Here is a 14,930-nt window from a genome sequence, read left to right as displayed (position 1 = left end):
AGCAGCACGCGGATGGTGGACTCTCCCTGATCGCTGTACCCGTCGTTCACCGTGCGCGCTCCCTGTCCCTCTTGCTCCGCTGATTCTCACTCGCCGTGGGGATCACGGCCTTGTCCACGAGGCGGTCGCCTCCGGTGCCGTCCCTGGTGCCGTCCTTGTCGAAGCAGAGTCTGAAGTGGGTGACGGCGGTGAACAGTGCGCCGCTCGCGCGGTAGTACGCGCAGTCGGCGCCCGCGGGCGGCGGCGTCGGCGCCCGCTCCAGAGGCGGGTCGGAGACGGTCCGGTCCGGGAGGACGCGCTCCACTTCGGTGCGGGACTCGCCGGTGCGCAGGCGCGCGTAGTCGGCGGGGTCCAGGACGGAGTGGGTGCGGGAGTACGCGTACCAGGCGAAGGTTCCGCCGACGAGCAGCACACCCGTGGTGACGGCGGCACCGAACGCGATGACCGTGCGGCGCCGGGCGTGGAGCGGGGGCGGGGTCGTGGAGAGGAGCGGGGATGGCGCCACGGATGGTCCGTCGGGCGGCAGGCGGGCGGTCACGCGGAAGCCGTGGTCGTGCGGGCCGGCTTCGAGGGTGCCGCCCAGGTCCGTGACGTGGGTGCGCAGGGCGCGCAGGCCGGAGCCGCCGCCGGAGGAGGGCCGGGAACTGGGGTGGGCCGGGCGGCCGTTGGTGACGGTGACGGTCGTCGCGGGGGCGTGGCCGGTGACGCCGTCGGGGTGGTCGTGGGTCAGCGCCACGGTGACGGGGGCGCCGGGCGCATGTTTCGCCGCGTTGGTGAGGGCTTCCCGGACCACGCGGTGGGCGGTGGCGCGGGTGGACTCGGTGCGGGCGGGGTCGCCTCGCGGCGGGAGCGGGGCTCCCTCCTCGGCGTAGGTGATGTCCAGGCCCGACTCCGCGGCGCGGGCGACGAGCGCGGCGACGCTCTCGCCCGCCGGGGTCAGCGGGGCCTGTTCGTCGCCCTCCTCGCGGAGCAGGCCGATGATGGCGTGCAGGCGGTCCGTGGCCTGCGAGGCGGCGGCGCGGAGGTCCGCGGCGGCCTCGCGGTGCGGGTCCGGCAGATCGGGGGCGACCTGGAGGGCGCCCGCCCGTACGGCGATCAGACTCAGTTCGTGGCCCAGGGAGTCGTGCATGTCCTGGGCGATACGGGCGCGTTCGCGCAGCCGGGCGCGGTCGGCGACGATGCGCTGTTCGCGCTCCAGCTGGTCGGCGCGGGCCCAGCCGGCGGCGGCCAGTTCGCGGCCCTGCCGCCAGTAACGGCCCGCGAGCCAGGGGAAGACGGCGCCGAAGAGCAGCGTCGCCATGAGGACGAGCCACTCCACGATCGGGTCGACGTCCCGTACGGCGATCTTGGCGGTGCCGATGAGGGCGATGCCCCCGAAGGCGAGGAGGGCGGGGCGGACACGGTCCGCGCGGCGGCCGAGGAGCAGGGCGAGGACGGCGAAGGCGGGGCCGTAGGCGAGGGTGAAGAGGGAGGGGGCGGTGGCGAGGCCGAGAGCCGCCGGGAGGAGGAAGGCGAGGAGGGGGCGGGCGCGGGCGAGGGCGGTGGCGGCGGCGAGGGCGGCCAGGCCGGTGAGCTGCTGGGCGAGGGGGCGGGGTTCGTTCAGACCGAGCCGGTTCACGGTCAGGACGGGGGTGGCGAGGGCGGCCCAGAGGAAGAAGGGGCGTGCGAGGCGGCCTCCTGTGCGGGCGGTCGTGTGTCCGTCCTCGGTGCGGCGGTGTCCCTCGCCTGTACGTCGTTCCACGACGCCGACGGTACGTTTCGTGAGACGCCCCGCGCCCCTGCCGATCGTCAGGTCCACCTGCTCCCGCACCGTCCCGCCGCGGAGCGGCGGAGCACGGTGGCCCCCGGCCGCCCGCAGGGAGCGACCCCACCCGGGGCCCGAGGCCGTCCCGGCCCACCCCCCACCCGTAAAACCGCAAAGGCCCCCGCGTCGATGGACCCGCACCCCACCACCCCCGTGGCAGGATCGGAGGTGCCATGACTGCTCCCACGAAGCCCATGCCGAACGGCCCCGCCCCCCGACACGCCACCCACGCCGCCCCCACCGCCGGAGACGTCCCCGCATCCGTCGGTGAGGCCCTGCACACCCCCGTCATCGCGTGGTTCGACACGCACGCCCGTGATCTGCCGTGGCGTCGCGCGGACGCCGGGCCGTGGGGCGTGATGGTCAGTGAGTTCATGCTCCAGCAGACGCCGGTGAGCCGCGTGCTGCCCGTCTACGAGCAGTGGCTCGCCCGCTGGCCCCGCCCCGCCGACCTCGCCAAGGAGGCCCCCGGCGAGGCCGTCCGCGCCTGGGGCCGGCTCGGCTATCCGCGCCGCGCCCTGCGGCTGCACGGCGCCGCCGTCGCCATAACGGAGCGGCACGGCGGTGACGTACCCACGCAGCACGCCCAGTTGCTCGCGCTGCCCGGCATCGGCGAGTACACGGCGGCGGCCGTGGCCTCGTTCGCGTACGGGCAGCGGCACGCCGTCCTGGACACCAACGTCCGCCGGGTCTTCGCGCGGGCCGTGACCGGCGTCCAGTACCCGCCTAACGCGACGACCGCCGCCGAGCGCAAGCTCGCCCGCGCCCTGCTGCCCGATGACGAGCGCACCGCGTCCCGGTGGGCGGCCGCCTCCATGGAGCTGGGCGCCCTGGTCTGCACCGCCAGGAACGAGAACTGCGCGCAGTGCCCGATCGCCGCGCAGTGCGCCTGGCGCACGGCGGGCAAGCCCGCGCACGAGGGCCCGGCCCGCCGCGGCCAGACGTACGCGGGGACCGACCGGCAGGTGCGGGGCAAGCTGCTCGCCGTGCTCCGTGAGGCCGTGACGCCCGTGCCGCAGGCCGCGCTCGACCGGGTGTGGGGCGAGCCGGTGCAGCGGGCCCGGGCGCTGGACGGGCTGGTCGCGGACGGTCTCGTGGAGCCGCTGCCGGACGGCCTGTACCGGCTGCCCCTGACCTGACGCCCGCGGCTGTTACACAACCGACGTACAGCCGTGCGTCCGCCGCTGGCTGCTCCGCACAACCTCGTGACAACGCCTCCGTACCTTCATATCCGTACCGCGGAGCAGGGACAGCGGTCGGCAATGGGGACGGAACGGAGGCGGTTTGGTATGGCGCACGGCGAGGTGCTCGAGTTCGAGGAGTACGTCCGCACACGGCAGGACGCTCTGCTGCGCAGTGCCCGGCGCCTGGTCCCGGACCCCGTGGACGCCCAGGACCTGCTCCAGACCGCGCTCGTGCGGACGTACGGCCGCTGGGACGGCATAGCCGACAAGCGGCTCGCGGACGCCTATCTGCGCCGCGTCATGATCAACACGCGTACGGAGTGGTGGCGGGCCCGCAAGCTCGAAGAGGTGCCCACCGAGCAGCTGCCGGACGCGAGCGTGGAAGACTCCACCGAGCAGCACGCGGACCGCGCGCTGCTGATGGACATCATGAAGGTGCTGGCTCCCAAGCAGCGCAGCGTGGTCGTGCTGCGACACTGGGAGCAGATGTCCACGGAGGAGACGGCCGCCGCCCTCGGCATGTCGGCCGGAACGGTCAAGAGCACGCTGCACCGGGCGCTCGCCCGGCTCCGCCAGGAGCTGGAGAGCCGCGACCTGGACGCCCGCGCGCTCGAACGTGAGGAGCGGGAGAGTTGCGCGGCCTAGGCCCCCGGGCCAGAAAAAGCGTCAAGGCGGTGACCGCGGCGATGGCCGGGGTCGCCGCCCTCGGCCTTTTGCTCTCCGCCTGTGCGACGGGCGGCTCCGGCGCGCGCGACGAGGGCCCCGCCCGCAGCGAGCCCGTGGTCTCCACGGCTCCGTCCCCGTCGTCCTCGGCCGCCGTGCCGACGAAGAAGATCGACGCGGTGCGGCTCGTCAAGAACGACCCGAAGGTCAGCCCGGTCATCAAGCGTGAGCTGAAGCCGTGCGTGGGGAAGGCCTACCCGGTCGACGTGTCGTACGGGAACCTGACCGGAGGATCGTCCTCCGATGTCGTGGTGAACGTTCTGACCTGCGGTGACGCGGTGGGGATCGGCAGTTACGTGTACCGCGCCCAGGGCGACGAGTACAAGAATGTGTTCACGGCCGAGGAACCCGCCTCCGTCTACGCGGAGATCGACCGCGGCGACCTGGTCGTGACACAGCAGCTGTACGCGAAGGGTGACTCGGTGGCCTATCCATCCGGCGAGGAAGTGATCACGTACCGCTGGTCGTCGAACCGCTTCACCGAACAGGGGCGTACGCGCAACGACTTCGGCAACGCGGTGGACGAACCGACCGAACCGGCCGCGGACTGATCCCGGCTCCCCCGCCCCTCCCCCGTCTCTCTTCTCTTCTCCTCTCTTCCCTCCCTCACCACCGCCCCCCGCACCGCCGTACCCCGCACCGACAAGGACTGAGAGCACCCGATGGCAGAGCAGACCCACGTCCTGTTCGTCGAGGACGACGACGTCATCCGCGAGGCGACCCAGTTGGCCCTGGAGCGTGACGGCTTCGCGGTGACCGCGATGCCCGACGGCCTCTCGGGCCTGGAGGCGTTCCGCGCCGACCAGCCGGACATCGCCCTGCTCGACGTGATGGTGCCGGGCCTCGACGGCGTCTCGCTGTGCCGCCGCATCCGCGACGAGTCCACGGTCCCGGTCATCATGCTGTCGGCGCGCGCCGACTCCATCGACGTCGTGCTCGGCCTGGAGGCCGGCGCCGACGACTACGTGACCAAGCCGTTCGACGGTGCCGTCCTGGTCGCCCGGATCCGCGCCGTCCTGCGCCGCTTCGGCCACGCCAGCGGGCCGGGTTCGGCGGCGTCCGGTCAGGAGGAGGGCGACACGGCGGACGGCGGCGTGCTGCACTTCGGCGACCTGGAGATCGACACGGTCGGCATGGAGGTGCGCAAGGACGGGGCGCCGGTGGCGCTGACGCCGACCGAGATGCGCCTGCTGCTCGAATTCTCGTCCGCGCCCGGCACGGTCCTCTCCCGCGACAAGCTCTTGGAGCGCGTGTGGGACTACGGCTGGGGCGGTGACACCCGCGTCGTCGACGTCCATGTGCAGCGGCTGCGTACGAAGGTGGGCCAGGACCGCATCGAGACGGTCCGCGGCTTCGGCTACAAGCTCAAGGCGTGAACGAGCGCGTGAACCCGTGCGTGAACCCGCGCGTGAACCCGCGCGTGAGCGCAACCGACCCATTCGACGCACCCAGGGGACGACACATATGAACGGGGGACGCAGGGCGGTCGAACGCGTCCGTGAGCGGTTCCGGGCCGGCCTGCACCTGCGGACGGGCGTGCGCTGGAAGATCGCCGCGGCCATCGCACTGGTCGGCGCGCTGGTCGCCATCGCGCTGAGCCTGGTCGTGCACAACGCCGCACGCGTCTCGATGCTCGACAACGCGCGCGACGTGCAGGACGAGCGCATCCAGTTCGCCCTGCGGCTCTACTCCTCCGCCTCCCAGCGGCAGACCCTGCAGTTCGGCACGAAGGTCGACGACCCGGGGCTCCCGCAGGAGCTGCGGCAGAAGGTCCTCCGGGGCCGCCGCGCCACCTTCGTCGAGGAGAAGACCGACGGCGTGCCCGACATCTGGGCCGCCGTGCCGCTCGCCGACGGGCACGTCCTCTCACTGCACTCGCGGTTCACCGACCGCAGCGCCACCGTCATGAAGGACCTCGACCAGGCGCTGGTCATCGGCTCGATCACGGTCGTCTTCGGCGGCTGCGCGCTGGGCGTGCTGATCGGCGGCCAGCTGTCGCGCCGGCTGCGCAAGGCGGCGACGGCGGCGAGCGAGGTCGCCCAGGGGCAGACGGACGTCAGCGTCCGCGAGGCCATCGGCGGCGTCATGCGGGACGAGACCGACGACGTGGCGAGCGCCGTGGACGCCATGGCCGACGCACTCAAGCAGCGCCTGGAGGCCGAGCGCCGGGTCACCGCGGACATCGCGCACGAGCTGCGCACGCCGGTGACCGGGCTGCTCACGGCCGCCGAGCTGCTGCCGCCCGGCCGCCCGACGGAGCTGGTCAGGGACCGGGCGCAGGCGATGCGCACGCTCGTCGAGGACGTACTGGAGGTGGCGCGGCTCGACTCCGCCGCCGAGCGGGCCGAGCTGCAGGACATCACCCTCGGCGAGTTCGTGTCCCGGCGGATGGCGGTCCTGACCACCGACGTGACGGTGACGGTCGTGCACGAGTCGGAGGTCACCACCGACCCGCGCCGTCTGGAGCGCATCCTCGGCAACCTCGTCGCCAACGCCACCAAGCACGGCAAGCCGCCCATCGAGGTCAGCGTGGAGGGCCGGGTCGTCCGGGTCCGCGACCACGGCCCCGGTTTCCCCGAGGCGCTCCTCAACGAGGGGCCGAGCCGTTTCCGTACCGGCAGCGCCGACCGGGCGGGCCACGGGCACGGCCTCGGCCTGACGATCGCGGCGGGCCAGGCCCGGGTGCTCGGCGCGCGGCTCACCTTCCGCAACGTACGCCCGGCGGGGGCGTCGCCCGACGAGCCGGCCGAGGGCGCGGTGGCGGTGCTGTGGCTGCCGGAGCACGCGCCGACGAACACGGGGAGCTATCCGGTGCTTCAGCTGCCGGACAACTTCTGAGGGCGCTTCGAGGCACGATCACGACGACGGCCCCCGGCGCCGCAGCGCCGGGGGCCGTCGTCCGCCGAGGCGGGGCAGGCAGGGGTCAGACGGGTTCCGCTACCGTCGTCCCGGACGGCCGCGCGGAGTCCCCACCCGCGTTCCCGGCCGCCTTGTCCGCACCGTCGGCCGTCTTGCCGGCGCCGTCGGCCGTAGCCCCGGCGCCGTCGACCATCTTCTCCGCACCGTCGAGGGCCGCGCCCTTATCGAGGGCCGCACCCTTGTCGGCGACGGCAGCCTTGTCCGCCGGCCCCGAGCCCCGCAGCGGGACCTCCTTCACGAAGAGCGCGGCGAGCAGCGCGGCGACGCTGATCGCGGCGCCCAGCAGGAAGGCCGAGTGCGTACCGGCCGACACCGCGTGCTGGTACGCGTCCTGCACGGCCTCCGGCAGCGCCGCGAGGCGCGGGCCGGACAGCTGCGAGGTCTCCTGGGTGGCGTGACCGCCCATCGCCCCGGCCCGCTCGGCCATCACGTCGGCGACGCGGTTGTTGAAGAGCACACCCATGATCGCGACGCCGAAGGAGGAGCCGAGCGTACGGAAGAGGGTGGCCGAGGACGACGCGACGCCCATGTCCTTCATCTCGACGCTGTTCTGCGCGACGAGCATCGTGATCTGCATCAGGAAGCCCATGCCGGCGCCGAGCACGGCCATGTAGAGACCCGAGGTGAGGCGGGTGGTCTCGGTGTCCATCCGCGACAGCAGGAAGAAGCCGGTGATCATCAGGACGGTGCCGACGATCGGGAAGGCCCGGTACTTGCCGGTGGAGGTGGTGACCCGGCCTGCGACCATCGAGACGGCCATCATCGACAGCAGCATGGGCAGCAGCAGCAGACCGGAGTTGGTCGCGGACGCGCCCTGCACGGTCTGCTGGTAGAGCGGCAGGAAGAGCATCGCGCCGAACATCACGAAGCCGGTGATGAAGCCGATCACGGCCATCAGCGAGAAGTTGCGGCTGGTGAAGATGTGCAGCGGCAGAATCGGTTCGGCGGCCTTCTTCTGGACGAAGAGGAAGCCGACGAGCGAGGCGACGCCGATGCCGATGAGCTCCATGATCACGGCGGAGCCCCAGGCGTACTCCGTGCCGCCCCAGGTGGTGACCAGCACGAGCGCGCTGATGCCGACGGTGAGCAGGGCCGCGCCGAGGTAGTCGATGCGTCCCTGCGCCTTCTTCTTGGGCAGGTGCAGGACGGCGGTGACCATCGCGAGGGCGACAACGCCCAGCGGCAGGTTGATGTAGAAGGCCCAGCGCCAGCCGAGGTGGTCGGTGATGGAGCCGCCGACGAGCGGGCCGCCGATCATCGCGACCGCCATGACGCCGGTCATCATGCCCATGTACTTGCCGCGCTCCCGCGGCGGCACCAGGTCACCGATGATCGCCATGACGCCGACCATCAGTCCGCCCGCGCCGAGCCCCTGGATCGCCCGGAAGCCGATGAGCTGGGTCATGTCCTGCGCCATGCCGCTGAGCGCGGATCCGGCGAGGAAGATGACTATGGCGGTGAGGAACGAGCCCTTGCGCCCGTACATGTCGCCGAGCTTGCCCCAGATGGGGGTGGAGGCGGCGGTGGCCAGGGTGTAGGCGGTGACGACCCACGACAGGTGTTCCATGCCGCCGAGGTCGCCGACGATGGTCGGCATCGCGGGGCTCACGATCATGTTGTCGAGCATCGCGAGCAGCATCGTGATCATCAGCGCCATCAGGACGACGCGCACGCTGCGCGGCTGCGGCTCGGCCTTCGCCGGCGGTCCTGCCGTCATCGCCGACGGGCCCGCCTGCGCCGGTGGCCCCGCCTGCGCCACCGGCCCGGCCTCGGTCTTCTCTGCCATGTTCCCCACTCCCCGTACTCCCCGCCCTGTCCTGGGCCGATCCCGGAACCCCGGCACTTACTTGCCGCCCGGCTAGTTGTCTACACTGAGGGAAGGTAGACCCCTAACTAGCCGGGCGTCAAGTAAGTTAATTCGAAGTTCAGTGGAGTCGAGGAGCACCCCGATGGGCACGCGCACAGGCACGAGCAAGCAGCAGCGCCGCGGGAACACACGTCAACGCATCCAGGACGTGGCCCTCGAACTCTTCGCCGAGCAGGGGTACGAGAAGACCTCGCTCCGGGAGATCTCGGAGCGCCTCGACGTCACAAAGGCGGCGCTCTACTACCACTTCAAGACCAAGGAAGACATCCTGACCAGCATCTTCGATGACCTGACCAGGCCCATCGACGAGCTGATCGCCTGGGGCCACGAGCAGCCGCAGCCGGTCTCGCTGGAGATCAAGACCAAGGTCCTGACCCGCTACAGCGAGATCCTCATCGAGGCGGCGCCGCTCTTCCGCTTCATGCAGGAGAACCAGGCCACGGTGCGCGACCTGAAGACCGGCGAGAGCTTCAAGGACCGCATGCTGGGGCTCTACGACCTCCTCAAGGACCCCGAGGCCGCCATGTCCGACCAGGTGCGCTGCTTCAGCGCGCTCTTCACCATGCACGGCGGGATGTTCGTGCTCAAGGACGTCGAAGGCGACCCCGAGGAGAAGCGCGAGGCCATCCTGGAGGTCGCCATCGATCTGGTGACACGGGCGCACACGGGCGCCTGATCACCGGCTGCGGAGGTACGGGTCAGACCTTCACGCCCACCGAGTGGAGGAAGGCGACCGGGTCGACGGCCGAGCCGTAGTTCGGGTTGGTGCGGATCTCGAAGTGCAGGTGGGGACCGCTGGAGTTGCCGGTGTTGCCCGACTGGGCGATGTGCTGGCCGGTGCCGACGGTCTGACCCACCCGGACGTCGATCCGGGAGAGGTGCGCGTACTGGGAGAACGTGCCGTTGCTGTGCTTGATCACGACGGCGTTGCCGTACGCGGGGCCGTCACCGGCGCCGACGGGGCCGGCCTTGACGACGGTGCCGCCGTGCACGGAGGCGACCGGGGTGCCGACCGGCACGGCGAAGTCCTGGCCGGAGTGCTTGCTCGACCACATGGTGCCGCCGAGGCCGAACTTGGCGGAGAGCGTGTAGTTGCTGACCGGGTCGACCCAGGCGGCGGCCTTGGCGGCAGCGGCCTTCTTGACGTCGGCGGCCTTCTTGGCCTGCGCCTCGGCCTTCTTCGCCTGCGCGTCGGCCTGCGCCTTGACCGAGTTCACGGTGACGCCGGGCAGCGCGCCGCCGCCCTGCGCCTCACCCGCGGCGACCGAGACCCCGCCGCCGAGGACCGCCGACGCGCCGACGCCGAGGGCGAGCACGGCCACGCGGGTACCGAGGAACGAGGAACGGGGGGTCTGGGTGCGCTTGAGCATGAGGATGTCCTCCGGGGTGTACGACGGCGACGCCTGACGCGACGACCGAGGGGGGCATGAACGGACCCGGCGGGCGGAGGGGGCGGGTGGGTCACCCACGTCCCCGTGGACCGCGCTTCACCGGGTCGGCCATCCCTTGGTAACCCCGGTCCCCACGGATGCTCAAACCCCCCTTCTACTACCCGGAGCCGTAGCGGGGCGGCAGCATTTAGTCCCCTTGAGCCTCTGAAATCCGGACAATTCCCCCTTGCCAGGAAACGGGCATGTTCGGCCCCGACCCTGGTTTACCCGCACGTCGGGCGACCCCCGAGCTCCCGACCGCACCCCGCGCGGACCGGCCCCACGGGGGCGCGACGGAGGTCCCGGAGGGTGCGGGCCGAAGGTCCCGAACGCACCTCCCCCGAGGTCGACTATTCCGTCTAGTACGTGACGTAGGTCCTGTGCGCCATGTCACCGGCGCGGAAGATCCACGGGCCGCGAATGTGACGCCGGGCACGGCACCGCGGCCCCGTCGCCGCCGCCCCGTCACCGGTTGAGCTGGAACCACACGCCCTTGCCGGCACCGACGGGAGTCACGCCGCACAGGTCCGACAGCGCGGCCACGAGGAAGAGCCCACGCCCGCCGTCGTCCCCGGCGCGGGCCCGCCTGGGCGCGGGCAGCCGCTCACTCCCGTCGTAGACGGCGATCCGTACGTGGGTCTCGGCGACGGCCGCCCGCAGGTGGACGTCACCCCTGGCGTGCCGGTGCACGTTGGTCACCAGCTCGGAGGTGCAGAGTGCGGCGGCGTCACCGAGGTGACCGAGACCGAGGGTCTCCAGGGTGCCGCGCACGAAGTCCCGGCAGACCTTGGCGCATTGGGCTCCGCCCGGGGTGAACAGGGTGTAGGTCTGGGGGAGTTCGGGTTCGCGCGGGATGACCGCGCAGGGGCTTTCGGGTACGCCCATCGGACGCCTCCATGGCGTTGGGTCGCTGCTTCGACGGATGGACCGACCCCCACGACCCGACCGCAGTGGCCTACCACCCCTCGCGGGCAACTCCGCTTCCGGCACGGGGAGTTGGTATGGGCGGTGCGCTTCTGCGGGCGGGCATGGCGGTGTTACTGCGTCGACAGCGAGGCCTCCGGCTTCGGTGCGTGAGCGTCGCCGTACCCAAGGTAGCGATGAAGGGCTTACTTGTTCAACCTGGTTGCCCTCTTTGGTGGACCCGGATGCCCCGGCCGGGCAAACTGACCCCACCTTCGAGAAGAGAGACAGCGTTGGCACTGCGAACAGCTCCGACCGAGCGGCAGCTCCGACTCGGAGTCGAGCTCCGGAGGTTGCGCGAGGACAGCGGCTTCACCGTGCAAGCAGCCGGTGAGGTGATCGGGATGGGCAGGGTGCATCTGACCCATGCGGAGAACGGCCGCACGCCGATCTCCGCCGAGCGCATCCGCACCTTGTGCCAGGCATACGGGGTTACTAGTTCACCCTATGTGGACGCGCTGGTGAGACTCGGACAGGCGACAGGCAAGGGCTGGTGGACCAGCTACAAGTCCCAACTACCAGCTCCAGCGGTTGATCTGGCAGAGCTGGAGTCCGAGGCCGTGCAGCTCCGCTCGTACGAGTCGCTGTTCCTGCCGGGCCTCTTCCAAGTGGCGGGCTACACGCGCGCCATCTTCGACGCGAGCGACACCGTCACCTCGACGGCAGAGGTCGAGACCGCTGTACGTTTCCGTCTGGCACGCCAACGTGTGCTTGTCGACGACCGTCCGCCCCACATCCACGCCGTCATCCACGAAGCTGCCCTCCACATGCGGTTCGGTGGCGCGCAGGTCATGCACCAGCAACTGCTCAAGCTGGTGGAGCTGGCCGAACTCCCGCACGTGACCATCCAGATCGTGCCCTTCTCGGCCGTCGCCGTATCGGCACTCACCACCCCGTTCTGCCACATCGCCTCGCACGGCGGCGCGCTGGAGACCGTTCTGATGGAGCATCCCGCACAGTCGATGTTCCTCCACGGTCAAGCCACCGTCACCAAGTACCGCCACCAATTCGATCGGCTCGGCGCAGCCGCACTCCCGCCCATCGACGCAACGGTGATCCCCGTCAAGCACGGGGCACGCGATTCGCTGGGCCTTGTCCAACACATCCTGTACACCCTTCTGGGAGCGCAAGCATGAGCACGCCGGACTGGCAGAAGTCCTCCTTCAGCGGAGATCAGGCGAACTGTGTCTACGTAGCCGCCGTCGACCCCGACGACCGGATCCGCCTCCAGGAGAGCGACGACCCCACGACCACCCTCACCCCGACCCGCAAGGCCCTGGCGGCCCTCATACGCACGCTCCGGCCGCACGTTCGGTGCGCGACACCAACCGGCCCCGTGTAAAGGCACGCTGCGCGATTGTGCAACAGCCCGTTGCACAATCGCCCCGCGCCCACGCCACGTCAGCAAAAAAGGGGCTGCCCCGGACCATACGAAGTGGTCCGGGGCAGCCCCCTTGAAACGTGAACCCCGCGGGGCTACGCCTCCTTGCTCAGATTCGGGCCCGCGCCGCCACCCGCGGCCGACTCGATCGGCGGCACGTCGGGCAGCGCCGCCTTCTCCTCGCCACGGAAGGTGAACGTGGCGGTGTCGCCCTCGCCCTCCGTGTCGACGACCACGATGTGGCCGGGGCGCAGCTCGCCGAAGAGAATCTTCTCGGAGAGGGTGTCCTCGACCTCGCGCTGGATCGTGCGCCGCAGCGGACGCGCGCCGAGCACCGGGTCGTAGCCCTTCTTGGCGAGCAGCTCCTTCGCGGACTGGGAGAGCTCGATGCCCATGTCCCGGTCCTTCAGGCGCTCGTCCACCTTGGTGATCATCAGGTCGACGATCTGGAGGATGTCGTCCTGGCTGAGCTGCGGGAAGACGACGACGTCGTCCACGCGGTTCAGGAACTCCGGGCGGAAGTGCTGCTTCAGCTCGTCGCTGACCTTGTTCTTCATCCGCTCGTAGTTGGACTTCGTGTCGCCCTGGGCCGCGAAGCCCAGGTTGAAGCCCTTGGAGATGTCACGGGTTCCAAGGTTGGTCGTCATGATGATGACCGTGTTCTTGAAGTCCACGACGCGGCCCTGGGAGTCGGTCAGGCGACCGTCCTCCAGGATCTGCAGGAGCGAGTTGAAGATGTCCGGGTGGGCCTTCTCCACCTCGTCGAAGAGGACGACGGAGAACGGCTTGCGGCGGACCTTCTCGGTCAGCTGGCCGCCCTCTTCGTACCCCACGTAACCGGGGGGCGAACCGAAGAGACGCGAGACCGTGTGCTTCTCGCTGAACTCCGACATGTCGAGGGAGATCAGCGCGTCCTCGTCGCCGAAGAGGAACTCGGCGAGCGCCTTCGAGAGCTCGGTCTTACCGACACCGGACGGGCCGGCGAAGATGAACGAGCCACCGGGGCGCTTGGGGTCCTTGAGGCCCGCACGCGTACGCCGGATCGCCTTCGAGAGCGCCTTGACGGCGTCCTTCTGGCCGATGACGCGCTTGTGGAGCTCGTCCTCCATGCGCAGCAGACGCGAGGACTCCTCCTCGGTCAGCTTGAAGACCGGGATGCCGGTGGCAGTCGCGAGGACCTCGGCGATCAGCTCGCCGTCGACCTCGGCGACGACGTCCATGTCGCCGGCCTTCCACTCCTTCTCGCGCTTGGCCTTCGCGGCGAGCAGCTGCTTCTCCTTGTCACGGAGAGAAGCCGCCTTCTCGAAGTCCTGGGAGTCGATGGCCGACTCCTTGTCGCGGCGCACGCCCGCGATCTTCTCGTCGAACTCGCGGAGGTCCGGCGGCGCGGTCATCCGGCGGATGCGCATCCGGGAACCGGCCTCGTCGATCAGGTCGATCGCCTTGTCCGGCAGGAAGCGGTCCGAGATGTACCGGTCGGCCAGGGTGGCGGCCTGGACCAGCGCCTCGTCCGTGATGGAGACCCGGTGGTGGGCCTCGTAACGGTCGCGCAGACCCTTGAGGATCTCGATGGTGTGCGGCAGCGACGGCTCCGCGACCTGGATGGGCTGGAAGCGGCGCTCGAGGGCCGCGTCCTTCTCCAGGTGCTTGCGGTACTCGTCGAGCGTGGTGGCGCCGATGGTCTGGAGCTCACCGCGGGCCAGCATCGGCTTCAGGATGGAAGCCGCGTCGATGGCGCCCTCGGCGGCACCCGCACCCACGAGCGTGTGCAGCTCGTCGATGAACAGGATGATGTCGCCGCGGGTGCGGATCTCCTTGAGGACCTTCTTGAGGCGCTCCTCGAAGTCACCGCGGTAGCGGGAACCGGCGACCAGGGCACCGAGGTCGAGGGTGTAGAGGTGCTTGTCCTTGAGGGTCTCGGGCACCTCGCCCTTGACGATGGCCTGGGCGAGGCCCTCGACGACGGCGGTCTTGCCGACGCCGGGCTCACCGATGAGGACCGGGTTGTTCTTCGTACGGCGGGACAGCACCTGCATGACCCGCTCGATCTCCTTCTCGCGCCCGATGACCGGGTCGAGCTTGGACTCACGAGCGGCCTGGGTGAGGTTCCGGCCGAACTGGTCGAGGACCAGGGACGTGGAGGGCGTGCCCTCGGCAGGACCGCCGGCGGTGGCGGTCTCCTTGCCCTGGTAGCCGGAGAGCAGCTGGATGACCTGCTGCCGCACCCGGTTGAGATCGGCGCCCAGCTTGACCAGGACCTGGGCGGCGACGCCCTCGCCCTCGCGGATCAGGCCGAGCAGGATGTGCTCCGTGCCGATGTAGTTGTGGCCCAGCTGAAGGGCCTCGCGGAGCGACAGCTCCAGGACCTTCTTGGCACGGGGGGTGAAGGGGATGTGGCCGGACGGAGCCTGCTGGCCCTGCCCGATGATCTCCTCCACCTGCTGGCGGACCGCCTCGAGCGAAATCCCGAGGCTCTCCAGGGCCTTAGCGGCGACACCCTCGCCCTCGTGGATCAAGCCCAGGAGGATGTGCTCGGTGCCGATGTAGTTGTGGTTGAGCATCCGGGCTTCTTCCTGAGCCAGGACGACAACCCGCCGCGCGCGGTCGGTGAACCTCTCGAACATCGTTAATCGCTCCTCAGAGCGGTCAGGCAGTAAGG

13 protein-coding genes are annotated in these 14,930 nt (G+C 70.6%); 8 read left to right on the top strand and 5 right to left on the bottom strand.

What is annotated here, in order from left to right:
- Positions 1 to 46: 46 nt before the first annotated feature.
- On the bottom strand, positions 47 to 1,741 hold the full coding sequence (locus tag ACZ6B8_RS15910; protein WP_471607544.1) for a sensor histidine kinase: 1,695 nt from the start codon (positions 1,739 to 1,741) through the stop codon (positions 47 to 49).
- Between the two features lie 236 nt (positions 1,742 to 1,977).
- On the opposite strand from ACZ6B8_RS15910, the gene ACZ6B8_RS15905 reads away from it, so the two are divergent.
- From ACZ6B8_RS15905 to cseC, 5 genes are all read left to right on the top strand, one after another.
- Entirely contained in the window at positions 1,978 to 2,943 is a 966-nt protein-coding gene (locus ACZ6B8_RS15905) for an HhH-GPD family protein (protein ID WP_471607543.1), read from the top strand.
- A gap of 150 nt (positions 2,944 to 3,093) precedes the next feature.
- Entirely contained in the window at positions 3,094 to 3,633 is a 540-nt protein-coding gene (locus ACZ6B8_RS15900) for a SigE family RNA polymerase sigma factor (RefSeq protein WP_055567865.1), read from the top strand.
- A 41-nt stretch (positions 3,634 to 3,674) separates the two neighbouring features.
- A complete protein-coding gene (locus ACZ6B8_RS15895; protein WP_471087706.1) occupies positions 3,675 to 4,262 on the top strand; it encodes a hypothetical protein in 588 nt (195 codons plus the stop codon).
- A gap of 111 nt (positions 4,263 to 4,373) precedes the next feature.
- Entirely contained in the window at positions 4,374 to 5,087 is a 714-nt protein-coding gene (gene cseB, locus ACZ6B8_RS15890; RefSeq protein ID WP_471087610.1) for a two-component system response regulator CseB, read from the top strand.
- Positions 5,088 to 5,175: 88 nt separating this feature from the next.
- Positions 5,176 to 6,549 carry a two-component system sensor histidine kinase CseC gene (gene cseC, locus ACZ6B8_RS15885; protein WP_471087607.1) on the top strand — a complete coding sequence of 458 codons (1,374 nt, stop codon included), beginning with the start codon at positions 5,176 to 5,178 and terminating at the stop codon, positions 6,547 to 6,549.
- Between the two features lie 85 nt (positions 6,550 to 6,634).
- Here the strand turns inward: cseC and ACZ6B8_RS15880 are convergent, their stop codons facing one another.
- Positions 6,635 to 8,347: an MDR family MFS transporter gene (locus ACZ6B8_RS15880; RefSeq protein ID WP_471607568.1), complete on the bottom strand. Its 1,713-nt coding sequence runs from the start codon at positions 8,345 to 8,347 to the stop codon at positions 6,635 to 6,637.
- Between the two features lie 232 nt (positions 8,348 to 8,579).
- Here ACZ6B8_RS15880 and ACZ6B8_RS15875 point away from each other — a divergent pair, with 232 nt between their 5' ends.
- Positions 8,580 to 9,173, top strand: a complete 594-nt coding sequence (locus ACZ6B8_RS15875) for a TetR/AcrR family transcriptional regulator (RefSeq protein WP_471607542.1) — start codon at positions 8,580 to 8,582, stop codon at positions 9,171 to 9,173.
- A 22-nt stretch (positions 9,174 to 9,195) separates the two neighbouring features.
- On the opposite strand, the gene ACZ6B8_RS15870 is transcribed toward ACZ6B8_RS15875, so the two are convergent.
- Positions 9,196 to 9,867 carry a M23 family metallopeptidase gene (locus tag ACZ6B8_RS15870; protein WP_471607541.1) on the bottom strand — a complete coding sequence of 224 codons (672 nt, stop codon included), beginning with the start codon at positions 9,865 to 9,867 and terminating at the stop codon, positions 9,196 to 9,198.
- 525 nt (positions 9,868 to 10,392) lie between these two features.
- Positions 10,393 to 10,812: an ATP-binding protein gene (locus ACZ6B8_RS15865; RefSeq protein ID WP_471607540.1), complete on the bottom strand. Its 420-nt coding sequence runs from the start codon at positions 10,810 to 10,812 to the stop codon at positions 10,393 to 10,395.
- A gap of 215 nt (positions 10,813 to 11,027) precedes the next feature.
- Between ACZ6B8_RS15865 and ACZ6B8_RS15860 the strand changes: the two genes are divergently transcribed.
- A complete protein-coding gene (locus ACZ6B8_RS15860) occupies positions 11,028 to 12,026 on the top strand; it encodes a helix-turn-helix domain-containing protein (RefSeq protein WP_471607567.1) in 999 nt (332 codons plus the stop codon).
- Positions 12,023 to 12,232: a DUF397 domain-containing protein gene (locus ACZ6B8_RS15855; protein ID WP_471607539.1), complete on the top strand. Its 210-nt coding sequence runs from the start codon at positions 12,023 to 12,025 to the stop codon at positions 12,230 to 12,232. The genes ACZ6B8_RS15860 and ACZ6B8_RS15855 overlap by 4 nt, the downstream gene beginning before the upstream one ends.
- Before the next feature lie 134 nt (positions 12,233 to 12,366).
- Here the strand turns inward: ACZ6B8_RS15855 and ACZ6B8_RS15850 are convergent, their stop codons facing one another.
- Entirely contained in the window at positions 12,367 to 14,895 is a 2,529-nt protein-coding gene (locus tag ACZ6B8_RS15850; protein WP_362997179.1) for an ATP-dependent Clp protease ATP-binding subunit, read from the bottom strand.
- Positions 14,896 to 14,930: the final 35 nt, after the last annotated feature.

The sequence above is a fragment of the Streptomyces sp. NPDC041122 genome, from assembly GCF_055592445.1.
This window is presented reverse-complemented; position numbering and strand designations above follow the sequence as displayed.

What these genes read in the sequence shown, in the direction of transcription:
- ACZ6B8_RS15905 (WP_471607543.1), top strand. Translation starts at nt 1,978, where the DNA reads ATGACTGCTCCCACGAAGCCCATGCCGAACGGCCCCGCCCCCCGACAC.
- ACZ6B8_RS15900 (WP_055567865.1), top strand. Translation starts at nt 3,094, where the DNA reads ATGGCGCACGGCGAGGTGCTCGAGTTCGAGGAGTACGTCCGCACACGG.
- ACZ6B8_RS15895 (WP_471087706.1), top strand. Translation starts at nt 3,675, where the DNA reads ATGGCCGGGGTCGCCGCCCTCGGCCTTTTGCTCTCCGCCTGTGCGACG.
- cseB (WP_471087610.1), top strand. Translation starts at nt 4,374, where the DNA reads ATGGCAGAGCAGACCCACGTCCTGTTCGTCGAGGACGACGACGTCATC.
- cseC (WP_471087607.1), top strand. Translation starts at nt 5,176, where the DNA reads ATGAACGGGGGACGCAGGGCGGTCGAACGCGTCCGTGAGCGGTTCCGG.
- ACZ6B8_RS15880 (WP_471607568.1), bottom strand. Translation starts at nt 8,347, where the DNA reads ATGACGGCAGGACCGCCGGCGAAGGCCGAGCCGCAGCCGCGCAGCGTG.
- ACZ6B8_RS15875 (WP_471607542.1), top strand. Translation starts at nt 8,580, where the DNA reads ATGGGCACGCGCACAGGCACGAGCAAGCAGCAGCGCCGCGGGAACACA.
- ACZ6B8_RS15870 (WP_471607541.1), bottom strand. Translation starts at nt 9,867, where the DNA reads ATGCTCAAGCGCACCCAGACCCCCCGTTCCTCGTTCCTCGGTACCCGC.
- ACZ6B8_RS15865 (WP_471607540.1), bottom strand. Translation starts at nt 10,812, where the DNA reads ATGGGCGTACCCGAAAGCCCCTGCGCGGTCATCCCGCGCGAACCCGAA.
- ACZ6B8_RS15860 (WP_471607567.1), top strand. Translation starts at nt 11,028, where the DNA reads ATGAAGGGCTTACTTGTTCAACCTGGTTGCCCTCTTTGGTGGACCCGG.
- ACZ6B8_RS15855 (WP_471607539.1), top strand. Translation starts at nt 12,023, where the DNA reads ATGAGCACGCCGGACTGGCAGAAGTCCTCCTTCAGCGGAGATCAGGCG.
- ACZ6B8_RS15850 (WP_362997179.1), bottom strand. Translation starts at nt 14,895, where the DNA reads ATGTTCGAGAGGTTCACCGACCGCGCGCGGCGGGTTGTCGTCCTGGCT.